15 protein-coding genes are annotated in these 15,523 nt (G+C 67.0%); 3 read left to right on the forward strand and 12 right to left on the reverse strand.

All coding sequences use genetic code 11. From position 1 onward, the window contains the following. Window positions 1–168: 168 nt before the first annotated feature. The gene (gene rpmB, locus KQH53_06985) at window positions 169–360 is read left to right on the forward strand and encodes a 50S ribosomal protein L28 (protein ID MCB2226407.1); all 192 of its coding nucleotides are present in this window, start codon (window positions 169–171) and stop codon (window positions 358–360) included. 326 nt (window positions 361–686) lie between these two features. Here rpmB and KQH53_06990 read toward each other — a convergent pair whose 3' ends face one another. Genes KQH53_06990 through purM form a run of 7 tightly spaced genes read right to left on the reverse strand, consistent with a single transcriptional unit; the run spans window position 687 to window position 8,225 of the window. Then, window positions 687–2,834, reverse strand: a complete 2,148-nt coding sequence (locus KQH53_06990) for a bifunctional (p)ppGpp synthetase/guanosine-3',5'-bis(diphosphate) 3'-pyrophosphohydrolase (GenBank protein ID MCB2226408.1) — start codon at window positions 2,832–2,834, stop codon at window positions 687–689. Window positions 2,835–2,872: 38 nt separating this feature from the next. Then, window positions 2,873–4,585, reverse strand: a complete 1,713-nt coding sequence (locus tag KQH53_06995) for a proline--tRNA ligase (GenBank protein MCB2226409.1) — start codon at window positions 4,583–4,585, stop codon at window positions 2,873–2,875. A gap of 7 nt (window positions 4,586–4,592) precedes the next feature. Further along, entirely contained in the window at window positions 4,593–5,687 is a 1,095-nt protein-coding gene (ispG, locus tag KQH53_07000; GenBank protein MCB2226410.1) for a flavodoxin-dependent (E)-4-hydroxy-3-methylbut-2-enyl-diphosphate synthase, read from the reverse strand. 30 nt (window positions 5,688–5,717) lie between these two features. After that, a complete protein-coding gene (locus KQH53_07005; GenBank protein ID MCB2226411.1) occupies window positions 5,718–6,155 on the reverse strand; it encodes a hypothetical protein in 438 nt (145 codons plus the stop codon). Continuing rightward, complete coding sequence (locus tag KQH53_07010) at window positions 6,155–6,718, reverse strand: hypothetical protein (protein ID MCB2226412.1); 564 nt, start codon at window positions 6,716–6,718, stop codon at window positions 6,155–6,157. Before KQH53_07010 ends, KQH53_07005 begins: the two co-directional genes overlap by 1 nt. A gap of 5 nt (window positions 6,719–6,723) precedes the next feature. Continuing rightward, entirely contained in the window at window positions 6,724–7,182 is a 459-nt protein-coding gene (locus KQH53_07015; GenBank protein ID MCB2226413.1) for a DUF523 domain-containing protein, read from the reverse strand. Then, window positions 7,179–8,225 carry a phosphoribosylformylglycinamidine cyclo-ligase gene (purM, locus tag KQH53_07020; GenBank protein MCB2226414.1) on the reverse strand — a complete coding sequence of 349 codons (1,047 nt, stop codon included), beginning with the start codon at window positions 8,223–8,225 and terminating at the stop codon, window positions 7,179–7,181. Before purM ends, KQH53_07015 begins: the two co-directional genes overlap by 4 nt. A 136-nt stretch (window positions 8,226–8,361) precedes the next feature. Between purM and KQH53_07025 the strand changes: the two genes are divergently transcribed. Together KQH53_07025 and KQH53_07030 are read left to right on the forward strand one after the other, a co-directional pair. Further along, window positions 8,362–10,476, forward strand: coding sequence for an ATP-dependent DNA helicase RecG (locus KQH53_07025; protein MCB2226415.1), 2,115 nt, complete (start codon window positions 8,362–8,364; stop codon window positions 10,474–10,476). A gap of 342 nt (window positions 10,477–10,818) precedes the next feature. Further along, window positions 10,819–11,013, forward strand: a complete 195-nt coding sequence (locus KQH53_07030; GenBank protein MCB2226416.1) for a hypothetical protein — start codon at window positions 10,819–10,821, stop codon at window positions 11,011–11,013. A gap of 24 nt (window positions 11,014–11,037) precedes the next feature. Here KQH53_07030 and KQH53_07035 read toward each other — a convergent pair whose 3' ends face one another. The 5 genes from KQH53_07035 to KQH53_07055 form a co-directional block, all read right to left on the reverse strand. Beyond that, a complete protein-coding gene (locus KQH53_07035) occupies window positions 11,038–11,373 on the reverse strand; it encodes a YajD family HNH nuclease (GenBank protein MCB2226417.1) in 336 nt (111 codons plus the stop codon). A gap of 53 nt (window positions 11,374–11,426) precedes the next feature. Continuing rightward, window positions 11,427–13,766, reverse strand: a complete 2,340-nt coding sequence (locus KQH53_07040) for a multicopper oxidase domain-containing protein (GenBank protein ID MCB2226418.1) — start codon at window positions 13,764–13,766, stop codon at window positions 11,427–11,429. Window positions 13,767–13,887: 121 nt separating this feature from the next. After that, entirely contained in the window at window positions 13,888–14,301 is a 414-nt protein-coding gene (locus tag KQH53_07045; protein ID MCB2226419.1) for a redoxin domain-containing protein, read from the reverse strand. Between the two features lie 54 nt (window positions 14,302–14,355). Continuing rightward, entirely contained in the window at window positions 14,356–14,607 is a 252-nt protein-coding gene (locus tag KQH53_07050; protein MCB2226420.1) for a redoxin domain-containing protein, read from the reverse strand. Between the two features lie 150 nt (window positions 14,608–14,757). Then, window positions 14,758–15,507 (reverse strand): RNA 2'-phosphotransferase, encoded by a 750-nt coding sequence (locus tag KQH53_07055; protein ID MCB2226421.1) that lies wholly within the window; start codon window positions 15,505–15,507, stop codon window positions 14,758–14,760. Between the last annotated feature and the right edge of the window lie 16 nt (window positions 15,508–15,523).

Genomic DNA, 15,523 nt, shown 5'->3' on the forward strand with positions numbered 1-15,523 from the left:
TCCAGCGGTTACACGGCGGGTCAACTATGCCACGGCCTCGGCACTACGTCAAGGCCGGGGGCTTTAGGCTAATCACAAAAACACTTGTCAACCCCGTGATGCATGTGTATATTTCCGACTCCAGCACACGGGTCGGCAGTTGCCGGCAGCGTCAGGAGGAATATAACCATGAGCCAGGTTTGCGAATACTGCGGCAAGAAGCCCATCACGGGCAACAACGTGTCCCACGCCCATAACAAAACGCGGCGCCGCTTCAACCCCAATCTGCAGCGCGTGCGCACCGTGGTCAACGGCCAGGTCCGTAGGGTGAAGGTTTGCACCCGCTGCCTGCGCTCCGGGGTGATCAACAAGCCCGCCTAAGTTTCGTTGAGCAGCAAATTTCGCGGAGGGCCCAGTGTGGGCTCTCCGCTTGCTTTTGGCCGCGCGCCGGGCGTGGCGAAGAAGTAAGAGGCAGGTAAGGGGAGATATCCCCGGGCCTCTTTTCGTCCTTGGGCCGCCCGGCTATCCAGCGGACCCGGCACTCTCCGTCCCGCCCCGAGGCAGGGCAGGGCGGCGTCCCGCACTCTCCCCGCGACGTATCGCCCGTATCTCAACCGGACGGCGCACTGCCCCTCGCCTCGGCCACGAGCCGTCCTTCTTTCCTTCAAAACCTTTTTTTTTTGAATTGAACCGGCCCGAACCGGGCCCTAGTGATCCATGCGCTTGACCGAAAGGGTCTCCTTGAGCCGTCCGATGAGGCGCAGCAGCTGGTTGAGCTGCTTGGCGTCGTGCACCTGGATGGTGAAGGTGGCGATGCCCTTGTTATCCTCGGTGGTCTTGACATCAGCCTCCAGGATGTTGACCTCCTGCTTTTTGAGGATGCCGGCCAGATCGGCCAACACCCCGGCCCGGTCCGAGGAGAGCACCTGGATGCGCACCGGCCGCACCTCGTCGCCGGCCATATCCCATTCCACATCCACCCGGCGCTCCGGGTCGGTCCGCTCCACGTGGGGGCAGTCCATGCGGTGCACCGTGACCCCGCGCCCCCGGGTGATGAAGCCGGTCACCTCGTCGCCGGGCAGGGGGTTGCAGCACTTGGCCAGGCGCACCAGGATGTCGTCCAGGCCGCGCACCTTGATGCCGCCTGGGGCCTGTTTGCGCCGGAGGCGGCGCACCGAGCGCTCGATGATCCCCGGCTTTTCCTCGGCGTCCTCGCTGGGGCGGGGGAGGATCTTGTTGACGATGTGTCTCGGCGAGACCTTGCCGTAGGCCACCGCGGCCAAGAGGTGGTCCGTGTCGGCCAGGGATAGCTCGGCCAGCACCGGTGCCAGCTTGCCTTCCTTGAGCACGTGGTTCAGGGTGAGCTTGCGCTTGCGTAGCTCCTTGTCCAGGATGTCGCTGCCCAGGGTCACCGAGCGGGCCCGCTCGCTCTCGCGGATGTAGGAGCGTATCTTGGAGCGCGCCCGACCGCTGACCACGAAGTTCAGCCAGTCCTTGGAAGGATTGTGGTTGGCCTGGGTGACGATCTCCACCTGGTCGCCGGTTTTGAGCTCGGTTTTTAAGGGCACCATGCGGCCGTTGACCCGCGCGCCCACGCACTGGTGCCCCACCTCGGTGTGGATGGAGTAGGCGAAGTCCACCGGTGTGGAGCCCCGGGGCAAGGACTTGACCTCCCCCCCCGGGGTGAACACGAAGATCTCACCGGGGTAGAGGTTCATCTTGAGCGACTGCATGAACTCGGTGGGGTCTTCCAGGTCGCGCTGCCACTCCAAAAGGCGGCGCAGCCAGGCGAAGCGCCCCTGCTCGGCCGCGTCGCTGGCCCCTTGCTCCTTGTAGCGCCAGTGGGCCGCGATGCCTTCCTCGGCCACTCGGTGCATCTCCTCGGTGCGGATCTGCACCTCCATGCGCTGGCCCATGGGCCCCACCACCGAGGTGTGCAGGGACTGGTACATGTTGGGCTTGGGCATGCCGATGTAGTCGCGGAAGCGGCCGGGGATGGGCTTCCAGATATTGTGCACCACGCCCAGGGCCTCGTAGCAATCCCGAAGCCGCGCCACCACCACCCTAAAGGCGATGAGGTCGTAGAGCTGGTCGATGTCCACCGCCCGGCGCTGCATCTTGCGGTAGATGGAATAGTAATGCTTGGGCCGTCCGCTCACCTCGCAGGTAATGCCCTGTTCGGCCATGCGGTCTTTGATCATCTGCTTCACGTCGGTGATGAAGCGTTCCCGCTCGCCCTGGCGGGTGGCCACCCCTTCCTTGATGCGCTGGTAGATGCGCGGCTCCAGGAAGTAGAGGGTCAAGTCCTCCAGCTCGGCCTGCCAGCGCCGGATGCCCAGGCGGTGGGCCATGGGCGCGTAGATGTCGCGGGTCTCCTGGGCGATGTAGCGCTGCTTGTTGGGCGGCATGTAGCCCAGGGTGCGCATGTTGTGCAGACGGTCGGCCAGCTTGATCAAGAGCACGCGGATGTCGTTGGCCATGGCCAGGATCATCTTGCGCATGTTCTCGGCCTGCTGGGCGGTCTTGGTGGTGGCCGAGAGCAGGGTGATCTTGGTCACCCCGTCCACCAGGGCGGCCACCTCGGGCCCCAGGAGCTTGGCGATGTCCTCGATGGTGGTCTCGGTGTCCTCCACCGCGTCGTGCAGCAGGGCGGCGCAAATGGAGGCCACGTCGGTGTGCATCTCGGCCAACAGGGCGGCCACGGCCAGGGGGTGGCTCAGGTAGGGATCACCCGAGCGGCGCACCTGTCCCTTGTGCACCTGGGCCGATACCACGTAGGCCTTCTGGATGGCGCTCACGTCCGCGCCCGGGTGATACTCCCGTACCGCGTCGATGATCTCGTTGATGCGTTGCAGGGCCATGAACCCTCGCCACCCGTTCCTTCAGGCAGTTGCTACAGAGGCTGCGCGCCGCCCTCGTTGGCCAGGCGCGCCAACAGCTCGGCCGCCTCGGCCACCGGCACCATCTCCACCTCGCCGCCGGAGCGGCGCTTCAATTCCACCGCGCCTTCCTTGAGTCCCTTGGCCCCCACCACCACCCTGAGCGGCACGCCGATCAGGTCCGCGTCCTTGAACTTCACGCCCGGCCGAAGATCGCGGTCGTCCAGGAGCACGTCCAGGCCCGCGGCGCTCAGCTTGTCGTAGAGCTCCATGGCCGTGTCCATAACCTCGCCGTCCATGGCCAGGGGCAGGATGCTGATGGAGTAGGGCGCGATGGCCAGGGGGAAGATGATGCCCCAGTCGTCGTGGCCCTGCTCAATGGCCGCGGCCACGATACGGGTCACCCCGATGCCGTAGCAGCCCATGATCACCGGGTGGGCCTGGCCCTCGGCGTCCAAGTAGTCGGCCCCCAGGGCCTGGCTGTACTTGGTGCCCAAACGGAAGATGTGGCCCACCTCAATGCCCCGGGCAAAGGTGGGCTCCTTGCCGCAGCGGGGGCAGGGGTCGCCGGGCGCGATTTCGCGCAAGTCGGCCCGCTTGGCTCCGGGCACGTCGCGGCCCAGGTGCACCCCCATCAGATGCGCGTCGGCCGCGTTGGCTCCCACCACCATGGTGCCCAGGCGGTAGAGCTCCTGGTCGGCGTAGATGGGGATGTCCAGGCCCACCGGCCCGGTGAAGCCCACCGGCCCGCCGCTGACCTCCTTGATCACCGCCGGGGGAGCCAGCTCCAGCTCGGCCGCGCCCAACAGGTTTTTGAGCTTGATCTCGTTGAGCACCCGGTCGCCCCGCACCAGAGCAGCCACCGGTTTGCCGTCGGCCAGATAGACCAGGGTCTTGGCCACGCCGGCGGGCTCCACTTGCAGGAAGGCGGCCACCTGCTCCACGGTGTGGGCGTCCGGGGTGTCCACCCGCTCCACCGCCCGCAGGGCCTCGGGCTCCTCTCCCTCGGGCAAGACCACCTCGGCCTTTTCCAGGTTGGCCGCCCAGCCGCAAGAACAGGAGGCGATGGCGTCCTCGCCGGTCTCGGCCAGCACCATGAACTCGTGGGAGAAGGAGCCGCCGATGGCCCCGGAGTCGGCCTCCACCACCGCGAACTCCAGGCCCAGGCGGGTGAAGATCTTGCTGTAGGCGTCGTGCATCAGCTTGTAGCTGGCCGCCGAGGTCTCTTCGTCAGGGTCAAAGGAGTAGGCGTCCTTCATGATGAACTCGCGCGAGCGCATCACCCCGAAGCGGGGGCGGATCTCGTCGCGGAACTTGGTCTGGATCTGGTACAGGTTCAAGGGCATGTCGCGGTAGGAGCGCACCTCGCGCCGGATGAGGTCGGTGATGACCTCCTCGTGGGTGGGGGCCAGGCAGTAGGCGTGCTCGTGGCGGTCGATGAAGCGAAGGAGCTCCCGGCCGTAATGATCCCAGCGCCCGGACTCCTGCCACAGGTCGGCCGGCTGGACACCGGGCATGAGGAGCTCCAGGGCCCCGGCCGCGTCCATCTCTTGGCGCACGATGCGCTCCACCTTCTTGAGCACCCGAAGGCCCAGGGGCAGCCAGGTGTAGACCCCGGCGGCCAGCTTGCGGATCATGCCCGCGCGCAGCATCAACTTGTGGCTGATCACCTCGGCCTCGGCCGGGGTCTCCTTGAGGGTGGGAATGAATGCCTGGGAGAACTTCATCGCGTACTTACTCGCTATCTGAATCCGGTTGAGGGGAATATTCCCGGGCGGCGCCGCGCACCGCCTTCATCAATTCTTCTAGTAGATCGGCCTCGGGCACCTTCTTGATCACCTCGCCCTTGGCGAAGATGATGCCCGTGCCCCGGCCCCCGGCCACGCCCACGTCGGCGTGTTTGGCCTCGCCCGGGCCGTTGACCACGCAGCCCATGATGGCCACGGTGAGCGGCGCGCTGACCTTGGCCAGCTCGGGCTCGGCCCGTTCCAGCAGGCCCATGAGGTCGTACTCGGTGCGGCCGCAGGTGGGGCAGGAGATGATCTCCACCCCCCGCTGGCGCAAGCCGCAGGCCCGCAGCAGATGCCAGGCCGCCTCCACCTCGCGCAGCGGGTCGGCGGTGAGGCTGATGCGGAAGGTGTCGCCGATGCCTTCCATGAGCAGGGGCGCCAGCCCGGCCGCGCTCTTCACCGCCCCGGCCAGGAGGCCGCCCGCCTCGGTGATGCCCAGGTGCTGGGGGTAGTCGTAGCTCTCGGCCCAGAGGCGGCAGGCGGCCAGGGTGGTCTGCACGGAGGAGGACTTGAGGCTCACCTTGATCTGGTCAAAGCGGTGGGCCTCCAACAGGCGCACATGGCCCAGGGCCGCCTCCACCAGGGCCTGGGGCGTGGGGCCGCCGCAACGGGCCAGGATTTCCTTGGGCAGGGAGCCGGAGTTGGCTCCCACCCGGATGGGCGCGCCGGCGGCCTGAGCCGCGTCCACCACCCGGGCCACGGCACTTTCGCCGCCGATGTTGCCCGGGTTGATGCGCATCCCGGCCGCCCCGTTCTCCAGGGCAGCTACGGCCAGGCGCGGGTCGAAGTGGATGTCCGCGATCACCGGCAAGGGGCTAAGGTCGGTGATGGGTTTGAAGGCCTCGGCCGCTTCTTGATCGGGCACCGCGCAGCGCACCAGCTCGCAGCCCGCCTCGGCCAGGGCCTCGATCTGGGCCAGGGTGGCGCTCACGTCGCGGGTGTCGGTGTTGGTCATGGACTGCACCGCCACCGGCGCGCCGTGGCCCAGGGGCACGCCGCCCAAATATATGCGCCGGGTTTTGTCGCGGGTGTAGCTCATGTCTATTCCCGTAGCGAGTCCTTCTCAGATTCAGTCTCGCGCAAAAAGCAGCCCAGGGAAAGCAGTTCCAGGCACCAGCTCACCGAGCTCGCCGCCGGGCCCGGCCACACGGCACTGCCGCCCCGGCACCCGGGTGATGATGAGCTCCTGCTCCCCGGTGCGGCTGAAATCAAAAACCTGCCCGATCCGGTCCGGCCCCAGGCCGATGACCGCGTCGCGGCCACAGGCCAGGCCCAGGAAGGCCGGGCCTTGCTTCAGGTCCGCTGACAGGGCGGCCAGCTCATCGCTGCTGAACCCGAAGCGCCAGGGCGATTTCTGCTTGGCGTGGCGCAGCCAAAGGCGCAGCTTGTCGTTGACCAGAAAGCGGCCCCGCTCCGGCTCCAGGGGCTCCACGCGCTTGCAGGCCGGGTGGCCCAGCACCAGGCTCAGGGCCGCGCCCCGGAAAAAATCGCGGGCTGCGATAGGCATCAGGCCAGGCCGCCCTTAATAAACAGCTCACGGACCCCTTCCAGGGCCAGCTCGATGACCCGCCCGGCCACGGCCGAGCCGTCGCCCTTGGCATAGAAGCTCTTGACCACGCCAGCGGCCAGCACCTCCAGGGGCGTGCCGGCCAGGCCCTCGTTCAGCTTGCTCAGGCTGGTGCCCTCGTAGGCCCTGAGCGGGTGGTACATGGCCTCGGAAAGCCCGGCCATCTCCGCCTCGCTGACCACCGGCACCAGGGGCCTGAGAATCTCATCCGCCGAGCGCCGGGCCGAGCGCGAGACCAGGACGGTTAGCTCCTCGTCCACCGCCTGCCAATAGGCCGGGTCCGCCGCCTGGTTCATGCGGGCCTTTTCCAGGGCGCAGGCCAACAGGCCGTATTGGATCTGGCCGTCCAGGGCCGCGTCCACCACCTCGCTCTGGCCCAGGGCCGCGCCCTGGATGGTGTGCTCGGAGCGCAGGGCCTGGCCCAGCAGGGCGGCGATGTCGGCCGAAAGGGCGTAGAGCGCTTCGGCGTAGGCCTGGGGGTCGGACTGGTCGGCCTGTCCCATGGGGCTCACTCGCCCCGGCCGCTGGCGCGCACTTCGCGCACCTCGATGCCCGCGGCCATGAGCACGGCGGTGAGCACCCCCAGGGCGGGCCCGCCGTCCGGGTTTAGGCCGGCCGGGTCGTGGCCGCAGGAAGGCGAGCGGTCTTTGAGCAGAGCCAGGCGCACGCCCTGGCGCCGGGCCTGGAGGGCAACCGCGCGGGCTCCGCGAATGAAATAGTCGCTCACGTCGCGGCCCTGGTCGTCCATGAGGCGGGCGCGGCCCTCGATGAGGTCCAGGCCCTCGCGGCCCCAGGAAGCGCCCACGAAGCGGGCCGGCGGCCGGGGCACTCCCAGGCCGCCCAGCACCTCGGGGCACAGGGCCAGAATTTCCTCGTCGCCCACCAGGGCCTTGATCTCCTCGTTCAGGGCGTGGCGGCCGTCGTAGCGCACCTTATGCCCCAGGAGGCAAGCGGAAACCAGGATCAAGCAACCACCTCCACCACGGACTCGCCGCCTTGGCGCGCGGCGATCTCGCCCACCAGGTAGGCCTCCTCGCCCAGCTCGGCGAGGCGGGAGATCACCGCCCCGGCCTGCTCGCCGGGCACCACTAGGGCCATGCCCAGCCCCCAGTTGAAGGTGCGGCTCATCTCGCGCTTGCTCAGGCCGCCGGCCTCTTGCAGCCAGGTGAACACCTGGGGCACCGGCCAGGAGCCCTCGCGGATCAGGGCGCGGCAGCCTTCGGGCAGCACCCGGGGCAGGTTTTCCAGCAGGCCGCCGCCGGTGATGTGGGCCGCGGCCAACAGCTCGAACTCGTCTTTAATTGCCAATACCGGCTTCACGTAGATCTTGGTGGGGGTGATGAGCGTCTGGCCCACCGTGCCTTCCAGGCCCTTGGCGTGGTCGTCCATGCCCAGATGGAGCTCTTCGAGCACGATCTTGCGCACCAGGGAGAAGCCGTTGGAGTGCAGGCCGCTGGAGCCCAGGCCCACGATGGCCGCGCCCGGGGCCACCCGGGAGCCGTCGATGATTGAACTGCGCTCGGCCAGCCCCACGGCAAAACCGGCCAGGTCATACTCGCCGGCCGGGTACATGCCCGGCATCTCGGCGGTTTCGCCGCCGATCAGGGCGCAGCCCGCCTGGCGGCAGCCTTCCACCACCCCGGCGATGACCGCCTCGGCCACGCCCAGCTCCAGCTTGCCCGTGGCCAGGTAGTCCAACAGGAACAGCGGCTTGGCTCCGGTGACCACGATGTCGTTGACCACCATGGCCACCATGTCGATGCCGATGGTGTCGTGCTTGCCCGTAAGAAAGGCGATCTTGAGCTTGGTGCCCACCCCGTCGGTGGAGCTGACCAGAACCGGCTCGCCGTCGGTCATGCCGGCCAGGGAGAACAGGCCCGAGAAGCCGCCCAGGCCCCCCACCACGCCCTCGGTGTGGGTGGATTTAACCAACGTGCCGATATTTTTGATGAACTGATCGGCTTTTTCTATGTCCACGCCAGCAGCGCGGTAACGGTCGTCCTGGCTCATGGGGGGCTGACTCCTCTGGTTTTAACCGGCCTTAACCTTAGCAGAAATCTCGGCGGGCATAAAGCGAAGCCACGGGCTTGACGCGGGCCGCCGGGGCGGGCAGAAATGGGGGGAGCAATTTTCCCTGGAGAGCCCCTTGCAAGCCTCGGTGACGCCTTTTGATCTGCCCTTGTTGGCCACCTCTCTGACCGCCCTGCCTGGGGTGGGGCCGGTGACCGCCCGCCGTCTGGCCGCGCGGGGCCTGCAAAGCTGGGGCGACGCCCTGTTCTTTTTGCCCGCCCGCTACCAGGACCGCCGCACTCCCACGCCCATCGCCGAGCTGAAGGAAGGCGACCTGGCCGTGGTGCGGGGCAGGGTGGCCGCCTCGGCCCTGTGGGGGCACAAGGGCAAGCTCTACCGCATGGTTATGGAAGATGCTACCGGCCGCATCACCTGCCTGTGGTTCCGCTTCAAGCGGGCTCATCTGGAAGGCTACGCCGAGGGCGCGGAGCTGTTCGTGGTGGGCGAGGTGAGCCAAGCCCCCAAGGGCGGTTTACAGCTGGTGCACCCGGAGCTTTACCGGGCCGAGGAGGTGGGGCCGGATCATCCCTCGGTGGGGCGGGTGGTGCCCATGTACCCCGAGGTGGAGGGCGTGGCCCCGGCCACCTTGCGCCGCTCCATGGCCGAGCTGATCAACCGGGCCACGGGAGACATCCCCGACCCCTTGGCCGGGCTGCTGCCCAAAGAGTTGTATCCCTTTGCCGCCGGGGAGGCCTTGGCCCGGGCCCACCAGCCGCCCAAGGACGCGGAGCCCCAGGACCTGGACCCGGCGATTGCCCCTTGGCGCAGGGCTCTGGCCGTTAATGAGCTGATCTACTTCGAGCTGGGCCTGGCCCTCAAGCGCCGCACCCGCGAAGCCGCGACGGCCGCGCCCCTGCAAGCGCCGGGCAAGCTCCTGGCCGCCTTGCTCAAAAGCCTGCCCTTCGCTCTTACCCCGGGCCAGAAAGAGGCCGTGGACGCCATCCGGCAGGACATGGCCCAGGGGCATCCCATGGGCCGCCTCTTGGCCGGGGACGTGGGCACCGGCAAGACGGTGGTGGCCGCCGCCGCCATCTGCCTGGCCGTGGAGGCCGGAGCCCAGGCCGCCATCATGGCCCCCACCGAGGTGCTGGCCCGGCAGCATCTGGCCACCCTACAAAGCTATCTGGAGCCGCTGGGCATCAGCATCGCCCTGGCCGTGGGCGGGGCCAATGGCAACAACGGCGCGGCTATCCGCGAGGCCGCCGCCGGGGGCGCCCAGGTTTTGGTGGGCACCCATGCCCTGTTCTCGGCCAAGGTGGCTTTCCAAAATCTTGGCCTGGCCATCATCGACGAGCAGCACCGCTTCGGGGTGCACCAGCGTTTGGCCCTGGCGGCCAAGGGCGCGCGGCCCCATCTGCTGGTGCTCTCGGCCACGCCCATCCCCCGCACCCTGGCCCTGGCCCTGGCCGGACATCTGGACCTGAGCGATCTGCCCGAGAAGCCCACCGGCCCGGCCAAGGTGGCTACCCGCGCCGTGGAGTTCGAGCACCGCAAGGCCGCGGTGGACGAGCTGGCCCGGGTGTTGAAGCGCGGGGAGCAGGCTTATGTGATCTGCCCCTTGGTGGAGGCCTCGGACAAGATCGAGGCCCAAGACGCAGTGGCCACGGCCCGGCGCTTGGAGGCCTACTTCCCGGATCACCGGGTGGAGCTGCTGCACGGGCGCATGGAGGGCGAGGCCCAGCAGGCCGCCCTGGCCCGCTTCCGCGCCGGTGAGAGTCGGGTGCTGGTGGCCACCACCGTGGTGGAGGTGGGGGTGGACGTTCCCGCCGCCACCCTGATGATCGTCCTGGGGGCCGAGCGCTTCGGCCTGAGTCAGCTGCACCAGCTGCGCGGCCGGGTGGGGCGGGGAGCCAAGCCCGGCGCCTGCCTGCTGGTGGCCGGACCCAACCCCGGCGACTTGGCCGCGCGGCGCTTGGCTGTGCTCACCTCGACCACCAACGGGGCCGAGATCGCCGAGGCGGACCTGTACTTGCGCGGCCCGGGCGAGGCCCTGGGCGAGAAGCAATCCGGCCTGCCGCCTTTCCGGGTGGCCCGCTGGGAGGTGGACGCCGAGTTGGTGCCGAGCCTCAGGGAGATCATCGCGGGCTGGCTGAAAGACGATCCGGAGCTGCGGAGCAAAAAGCTGGTTGCGGTGAAAAAAGAGGCGGTGCGGCGCTGGGGCCGGCGGTTGGGCCTGGTGGAAGCGGGGTAGGGGAAGAGAAAAAAATAGGTTGGGAAAAATGGGGGGCTACTGCTGTTTGCTTGCTCCGCCGAATAACGGAATTGCAGTCCGCTACCTCGCCGCCACCCGCCGCCCAGCGTGACCGTCTTGCCTGCTTAAAGGCCAGCCTAACGGCCTGCGCCGCCCTATCTCTTATCCATTAACAACTGCCCTGCCGATGTTGTTCGGCTTGTTTTCCAGCCACGTGCGCCGCAGGGGGGCGGCAGGGAAATTTCGCCAGGGGGGAAACTTTTGGCTTTATTTGGCGCCTTTGAAAGGTAAAAAATGTAGATAGGTTGCTTTGTTATTCACAGTGCCGATAGGGAGGATCCCATGCTTTGCAGTCTCGCCAATCTGGACCAAGGCAATCTGACCAGCATCCAGGAGCTGGAAAAGCAGGCCGGCGTAACGGTGCTGGCCTTTTCCTGCCAGGACCTGACCCCAGCGGCCCTGGATGCCGCCGTGCTCAGCCAATTGCAGAGCCTGGAAGAGAAGTTGGGCCTCTCCCTGGTGGCCATAAAGGCCTGAGCCGGCTTCGGCCGCCAGCCGTTATCAGCTCTTCTTTTTAAGCAAGTCCCCCAGGGCCGCGAAGGGCTGGTGGGTGGTGCCGCCGTCCGAGGCCTTTTGCGGCGCGTCCTGTTCATAGGACTGGGCCACCTGGTCGCGCTGATGCTCGTTGTCGTGGCAGTAAATGCACAACAGCTCCCAGTTGCTGCCGTCGGGCGGGTTGTTGTCGTGGTCGCTGTCCTTATGGTGCACGGTCAGCTCGCTGAGCCGCTTGCCGCTGAACTCGCGGCCGCAGCGCCCGCACACGTGGGGGAACATCTTGAGCGCCTTCTCGCGGTAGGAGCGCTCACGCTCGGCCCGGTTGCGCCGGGCCTCGGACAGCAGGTTGTCCCAGTTGTTATCAGCCGCCAACGATCCCTCTCCTTGTCGTCGCTCTAGAAGCTGAAGCCCAGGCCCGCGCCCCAGCCGTATTCCGAGTGCCACTGCCCCACCACGGACAGGTGGCTGTTGATCATGTAGCTTAGCCCGGCCTCGGCCTCCCAGAAGTCATGGGTATCGTAGCGCCAAGTTCCGAAAAGCGCCAGACGCGGGGTGAGGTCCCACACCCGGGCCAGCTCGACGCGCCCACCCAGGTCCGTGTCCATCCAGAACATGGAGTGCAGGTTGTAGGGCAAGAGGTAGTTGATGCCCACGATGCCCCGGGTCTTGTCCAGGGTGCCGGACTCGCCCTCCAGGTGCGCACCCGCGAAGGCCGAGAAGAAGCGGTTAACATGATAGGCCCAGGTGGGGATAGCCTCCCACTCGGCTTTGCTGCGCCGCTGCCAGCCCACCTCCCATTCCACCCCGATGACGTTGCGGGTGGAGGCGAGCTGCGCCTTGCCCTCGCTCATGTTGCTTAAGATGCTGCCCTCCACCATGGGGTACCAAGACTCGGTGTAGAGCCTGGGCCGCACCGCCTGCACTGCGGCGGGGGGCACGAAGCCCTGGTAGTGCACCAGCCGGGCCATGCCCGCCTTCATGTGATAGAGCAAATGGCAATGGAAGAACCAGTCGCCGAACTCGTCGGCCTTGAACTCGATCACCGTGGTGCTCATGGGGGCCACGTCCACGGTGTGCTTGAGCGGGGCGCGCTCCCCCTGGCCGTTGATCACCCTGAAGAAATGCCCGTGCAAATGCATGGGGTGGTGCATCATGGTGCGGTTGATCATGATGAAGCGCACCGTTTCGCCCTTTTTGATGCGGATCACGTCGCTGGCCGACAGAGGCTTGTTGTTGAGTAGCCACACGTAGCGCTCCATGTCGCCGTCCAGGGTCAGGCGGATGTCGCGCACCGGCTTGCCCTTGGCCAGGGCGGTGGAGTGCTTGGCGCGTAGCTTGGCATAGGGCGGCCAGGGGCGCTCCGGGCCGCCGTCTTTAGCCAGGGAAGGCGAGGCGCTCACGTCGCCGGCCAGGGGCGCTAAGTCATAGGACCAGCGCTTGCCGCTGGGCGGAGGGCTCGGGCCCATGGCTTCCATGGCCTTGCCCTGCGCCATGGCCGGAGCGGGCATCTTCATGCCGCCGTGCCCGCCCATGTCCATGGCCTTGTCCTGGCTTTGGCCCATGGCCATGTCCTTCATGTTGCCATGGTCCATATTCATTTGGCCCATGCCCGCCATGCCGGGCTTGTCGAACTTGCCCGCAGCCACCGCGCTGTCGGGCATGCCCATGGAGCCCGCCGGGGTCAGGGCCAGGATGCGGCCCAAGGAGGGCGTGCCGTGCATGAGGTACAGGTCCGGCCGGGGGATGGCCGGAGCGGGGTGGGGTGCTCCCTTGCCCAGCCACAGCGCCGCCCAGGAAGATCCGTCCTGGGCCGTGGCCCGGAACTCGTAGGAGCCTTTGCCAGGCAACTTGACGAGCAGGTCGTAGGTTTCGGCCACGCCGATCAAAAGGCGCTTTTCCTTGATGGGCTCCACCTCCTGGCCATCGGCCGAGAGGATGGTCAGGGGCCCGCCCGCGAACTCCACGTAGAAAAACGTGGAGGCCGAGCCGTTGATTACCCGCAACCGGAAGCTTTGGCCCGGCTGGGCGTCGATCTTCTGCATGGGTTTGCCGTTGATCAAGAAGCGGTCGTAGGCCACGTCCGCGATGTCCATGGGCGGCATGCGCACCATCTCGCGCATGGTGTAGTCGCCCAAACGGCTCAGCCGGGCCGCGCCGATAAGGCTCTGGGCCGAGCCCTTTTGCACCGAGAAAAATTCGCTGCCCCGCTTGAGGGCCTGCATAACGTAGCCCGGCGAGTCGTTGGTCCAGTCCGAGAGCACCAGCACCAGCTCGCGGTCGGCCGGTGACTTGTAATCCTTGGGCTTGATGACAATGGAGCCGTAAACCCCGCTCTGCTCCTGCAAGCGGGTGTGGGAGTGGTACCAGTAAGTGCCGCTCTGGCGGATGGGGAACTCGTAGGTGAAGGTGGCCCCCGGCGCGATGGGCGGGAAGCTGATGTCCGGCACCCCGTCCATGCCCGGCGGCACCAGGAGGCCGTGCCAGTGGATGGAGGTGTCCACGTCCATCTTGTTGGTCACCTGGATGCGGGCCGTGTCGCCTTCCACGAAGCGCAGGGTGGGGCCGGGGATGGAGCCGTTGACGGTCATGGCCGCGGCCGGCTGGCCGGTGAGGTTAACCTTACCCTGGGCGATAGTCAGATGATACTCGCGCACCTTGGCCAGGCCGGTGGCGGGCGCGGCCAGCAGGACCGGGATAATGAGCAGCAAGAATAAGAAGCGGACGGGTTTGGTCATGTGCGGGGGGCCTCCATTGCCTACTTACAAAGTATGGGAGGCTCTGCCGAACCAGTCAATGCGCGGCGGGGCGCCTCGGGTAAGACCCGAAGCGCCCCTCTGATTTAGATTTAGTCGCGGCTTAGTTGAAGGCGTCCTCCACCTTCCACTCCTGCCACACCTTGCCCACCAGGTCCTCGCCCGGGGTGAGCACCTTTTTGCCCGGCCGCCAGCCGCTGGGCGTGGCCTGGGCTCCCTGGCTCTCGCGCACCAGCTGGAAGGCCTGGATCTGGCGCAGGGTCTCGGCCACATTGCGCCCCACCGGCGGGGTGAGCATCTCCATGGCCTGCACCACGCCGTCCGGGTCGATGATGAAGCGGCCTCGCACGTCCACTCCGGCCTGGGGGTCGTACACGCCGTAGACTTCGCCCACCTTGCCGCCGCCGTCGCTCATCATGGGGAAGGGGATGCCGCTCTCCACCATCTTGGATAGCTCGTGATCCACCCACATCTTGTGCACGAACATGGAGTCCACGCTCATGGAGAGCACCTCCACGCCCAGCTTCTGAAACTCCGGATACTTCTCGGCGACCGCCGAGATCTCGGTGGCTCAGACAAAGGTGAAGTCGCCGGGGTAGAAGCAGAGCACCACCCATTTGCCCAGGTACTCGCTGAGCTGCACAGAGGCGAACTTGCCTTCATAGAAGCAGGGGGCGGTAAAGTCGGGGGCCTTGGTTCCTACGCGCACCATGGGACGCACCTCCGCGGCGGGGGTTTGACTAGTTTTTTCCTGGGGAGAGGGTTGATCCCCCACCACTCCCCCGGTGGGCCGGGCGCATCCGGCCTTTTGCTCTTTGGGCATACGGGTGTCTCCACCTGAGGGTTAAGCATTGGGATAAGCCATGCGAAATACATAGTTCTATTGAAAAGCCTAAAGGCAAAGGCCGGAGTTGTCTAGGGAATAAAGGTGATTCTCAGAGCTGAGGCGGAAAAGTAACCGAAAGCCGGGGGGCTATTTGCTTCGGCGGTCCTTGCGGCGCTCACGCTTCCAGGCGATGTCCTTTTTGATGCCTTTGCGCTTGTAGGGCTTTTCGGTTTCCTCTGGCATGAGGGTGAAGGAGCCGGGCGGAGAGTCGGCTGAAGGCATGGACGGGCTTTCGGGCGGCTTGGCCTTGGGCTTGGGCTTTTTGGCGGGCCGGGTTTGTTCGTCAATGGGCGGGCCCATGAGCGCGCTTGCCGGGGCCCAGTCGCACAAAAAGTACTCGCCCCAGGCCGGGAACATGGCCCCCTGGTCGCTTGCCTGGTGGGCCTGCACCGTGACCAGCACAGGCTCGGAGTCCCGGCGCTGGCCCAGCTTGAGGGCAGCTTCCTTGGTTGTGGCCAGGAGCCAGGGCCGTCCGTCGTGCCCGGCCTCCAGGCCCCGGCGGTGCAGGGCGGGCCAGGCCTTGCGCCGCGCGCCCAAATACAGGTGCGCCGGAGGCGTGGCCCCGTAGTCGGGCCCGGGGTAGTCCCGCTGGGTCACCCGCACCAGCTTGCCGTCGCACTCAACCAGCTCCGGGTCCACCCGGTTGGCCGCGTCCTCGATCATGCTGCCACGCAGGTGCCGCCAGCCCTCTTCCTGGTGCAGGGCGGCCAGGAGCTCCTTCACCGGCACCCAGCCGTCCTCCAGGGGATACAGGCCGAACTCGGCCGGGGCCACGCCCAGGGCGTAACGCAGCATTCGAACCAGGTTGTCCTCTTTTTGGGATTGGCGCTTGGGCATGGCGAATCAGGCGGCG

This window comes from Desulfarculaceae bacterium (assembly GCA_020444545.1).
Classification (GTDB): Bacteria; Desulfobacterota; Desulfarculia; order Desulfarculales; family Desulfarculaceae; genus Desulfoferula.

What these genes read in the sequence shown, in the direction of transcription:
- rpmB (MCB2226407.1), top strand. Translation starts at nt 169, where the DNA reads ATGAGCCAGGTTTGCGAATACTGCGGCAAGAAGCCCATCACGGGCAAC.
- KQH53_06995 (MCB2226409.1), bottom strand. Translation starts at nt 4,585, where the DNA reads ATGAAGTTCTCCCAGGCATTCATTCCCACCCTCAAGGAGACCCCGGCC.
- ispG (MCB2226410.1), bottom strand. Translation starts at nt 5,687, where the DNA reads ATGAGCTACACCCGCGACAAAACCCGGCGCATATATTTGGGCGGCGTG.
- KQH53_07005 (MCB2226411.1), bottom strand. Translation starts at nt 6,155, where the DNA reads ATGCCTATCGCAGCCCGCGATTTTTTCCGGGGCGCGGCCCTGAGCCTG.
- KQH53_07010 (MCB2226412.1), bottom strand. Translation starts at nt 6,718, where the DNA reads ATGGGACAGGCCGACCAGTCCGACCCCCAGGCCTACGCCGAAGCGCTC.
- purM (MCB2226414.1), bottom strand. Translation starts at nt 8,225, where the DNA reads ATGAGCCAGGACGACCGTTACCGCGCTGCTGGCGTGGACATAGAAAAA.
- KQH53_07030 (MCB2226416.1), top strand. Translation starts at nt 10,819, where the DNA reads ATGCTTTGCAGTCTCGCCAATCTGGACCAAGGCAATCTGACCAGCATC.
- KQH53_07040 (MCB2226418.1), bottom strand. Translation starts at nt 13,766, where the DNA reads ATGACCAAACCCGTCCGCTTCTTATTCTTGCTGCTCATTATCCCGGTC.
- KQH53_07050 (MCB2226420.1), bottom strand. Translation starts at nt 14,607, where the DNA reads ATGCCCAAAGAGCAAAAGGCCGGATGCGCCCGGCCCACCGGGGGAGTG.
- KQH53_07055 (MCB2226421.1), bottom strand. Translation starts at nt 15,507, where the DNA reads ATGCCCAAGCGCCAATCCCAAAAAGAGGACAACCTGGTTCGAATGCTG.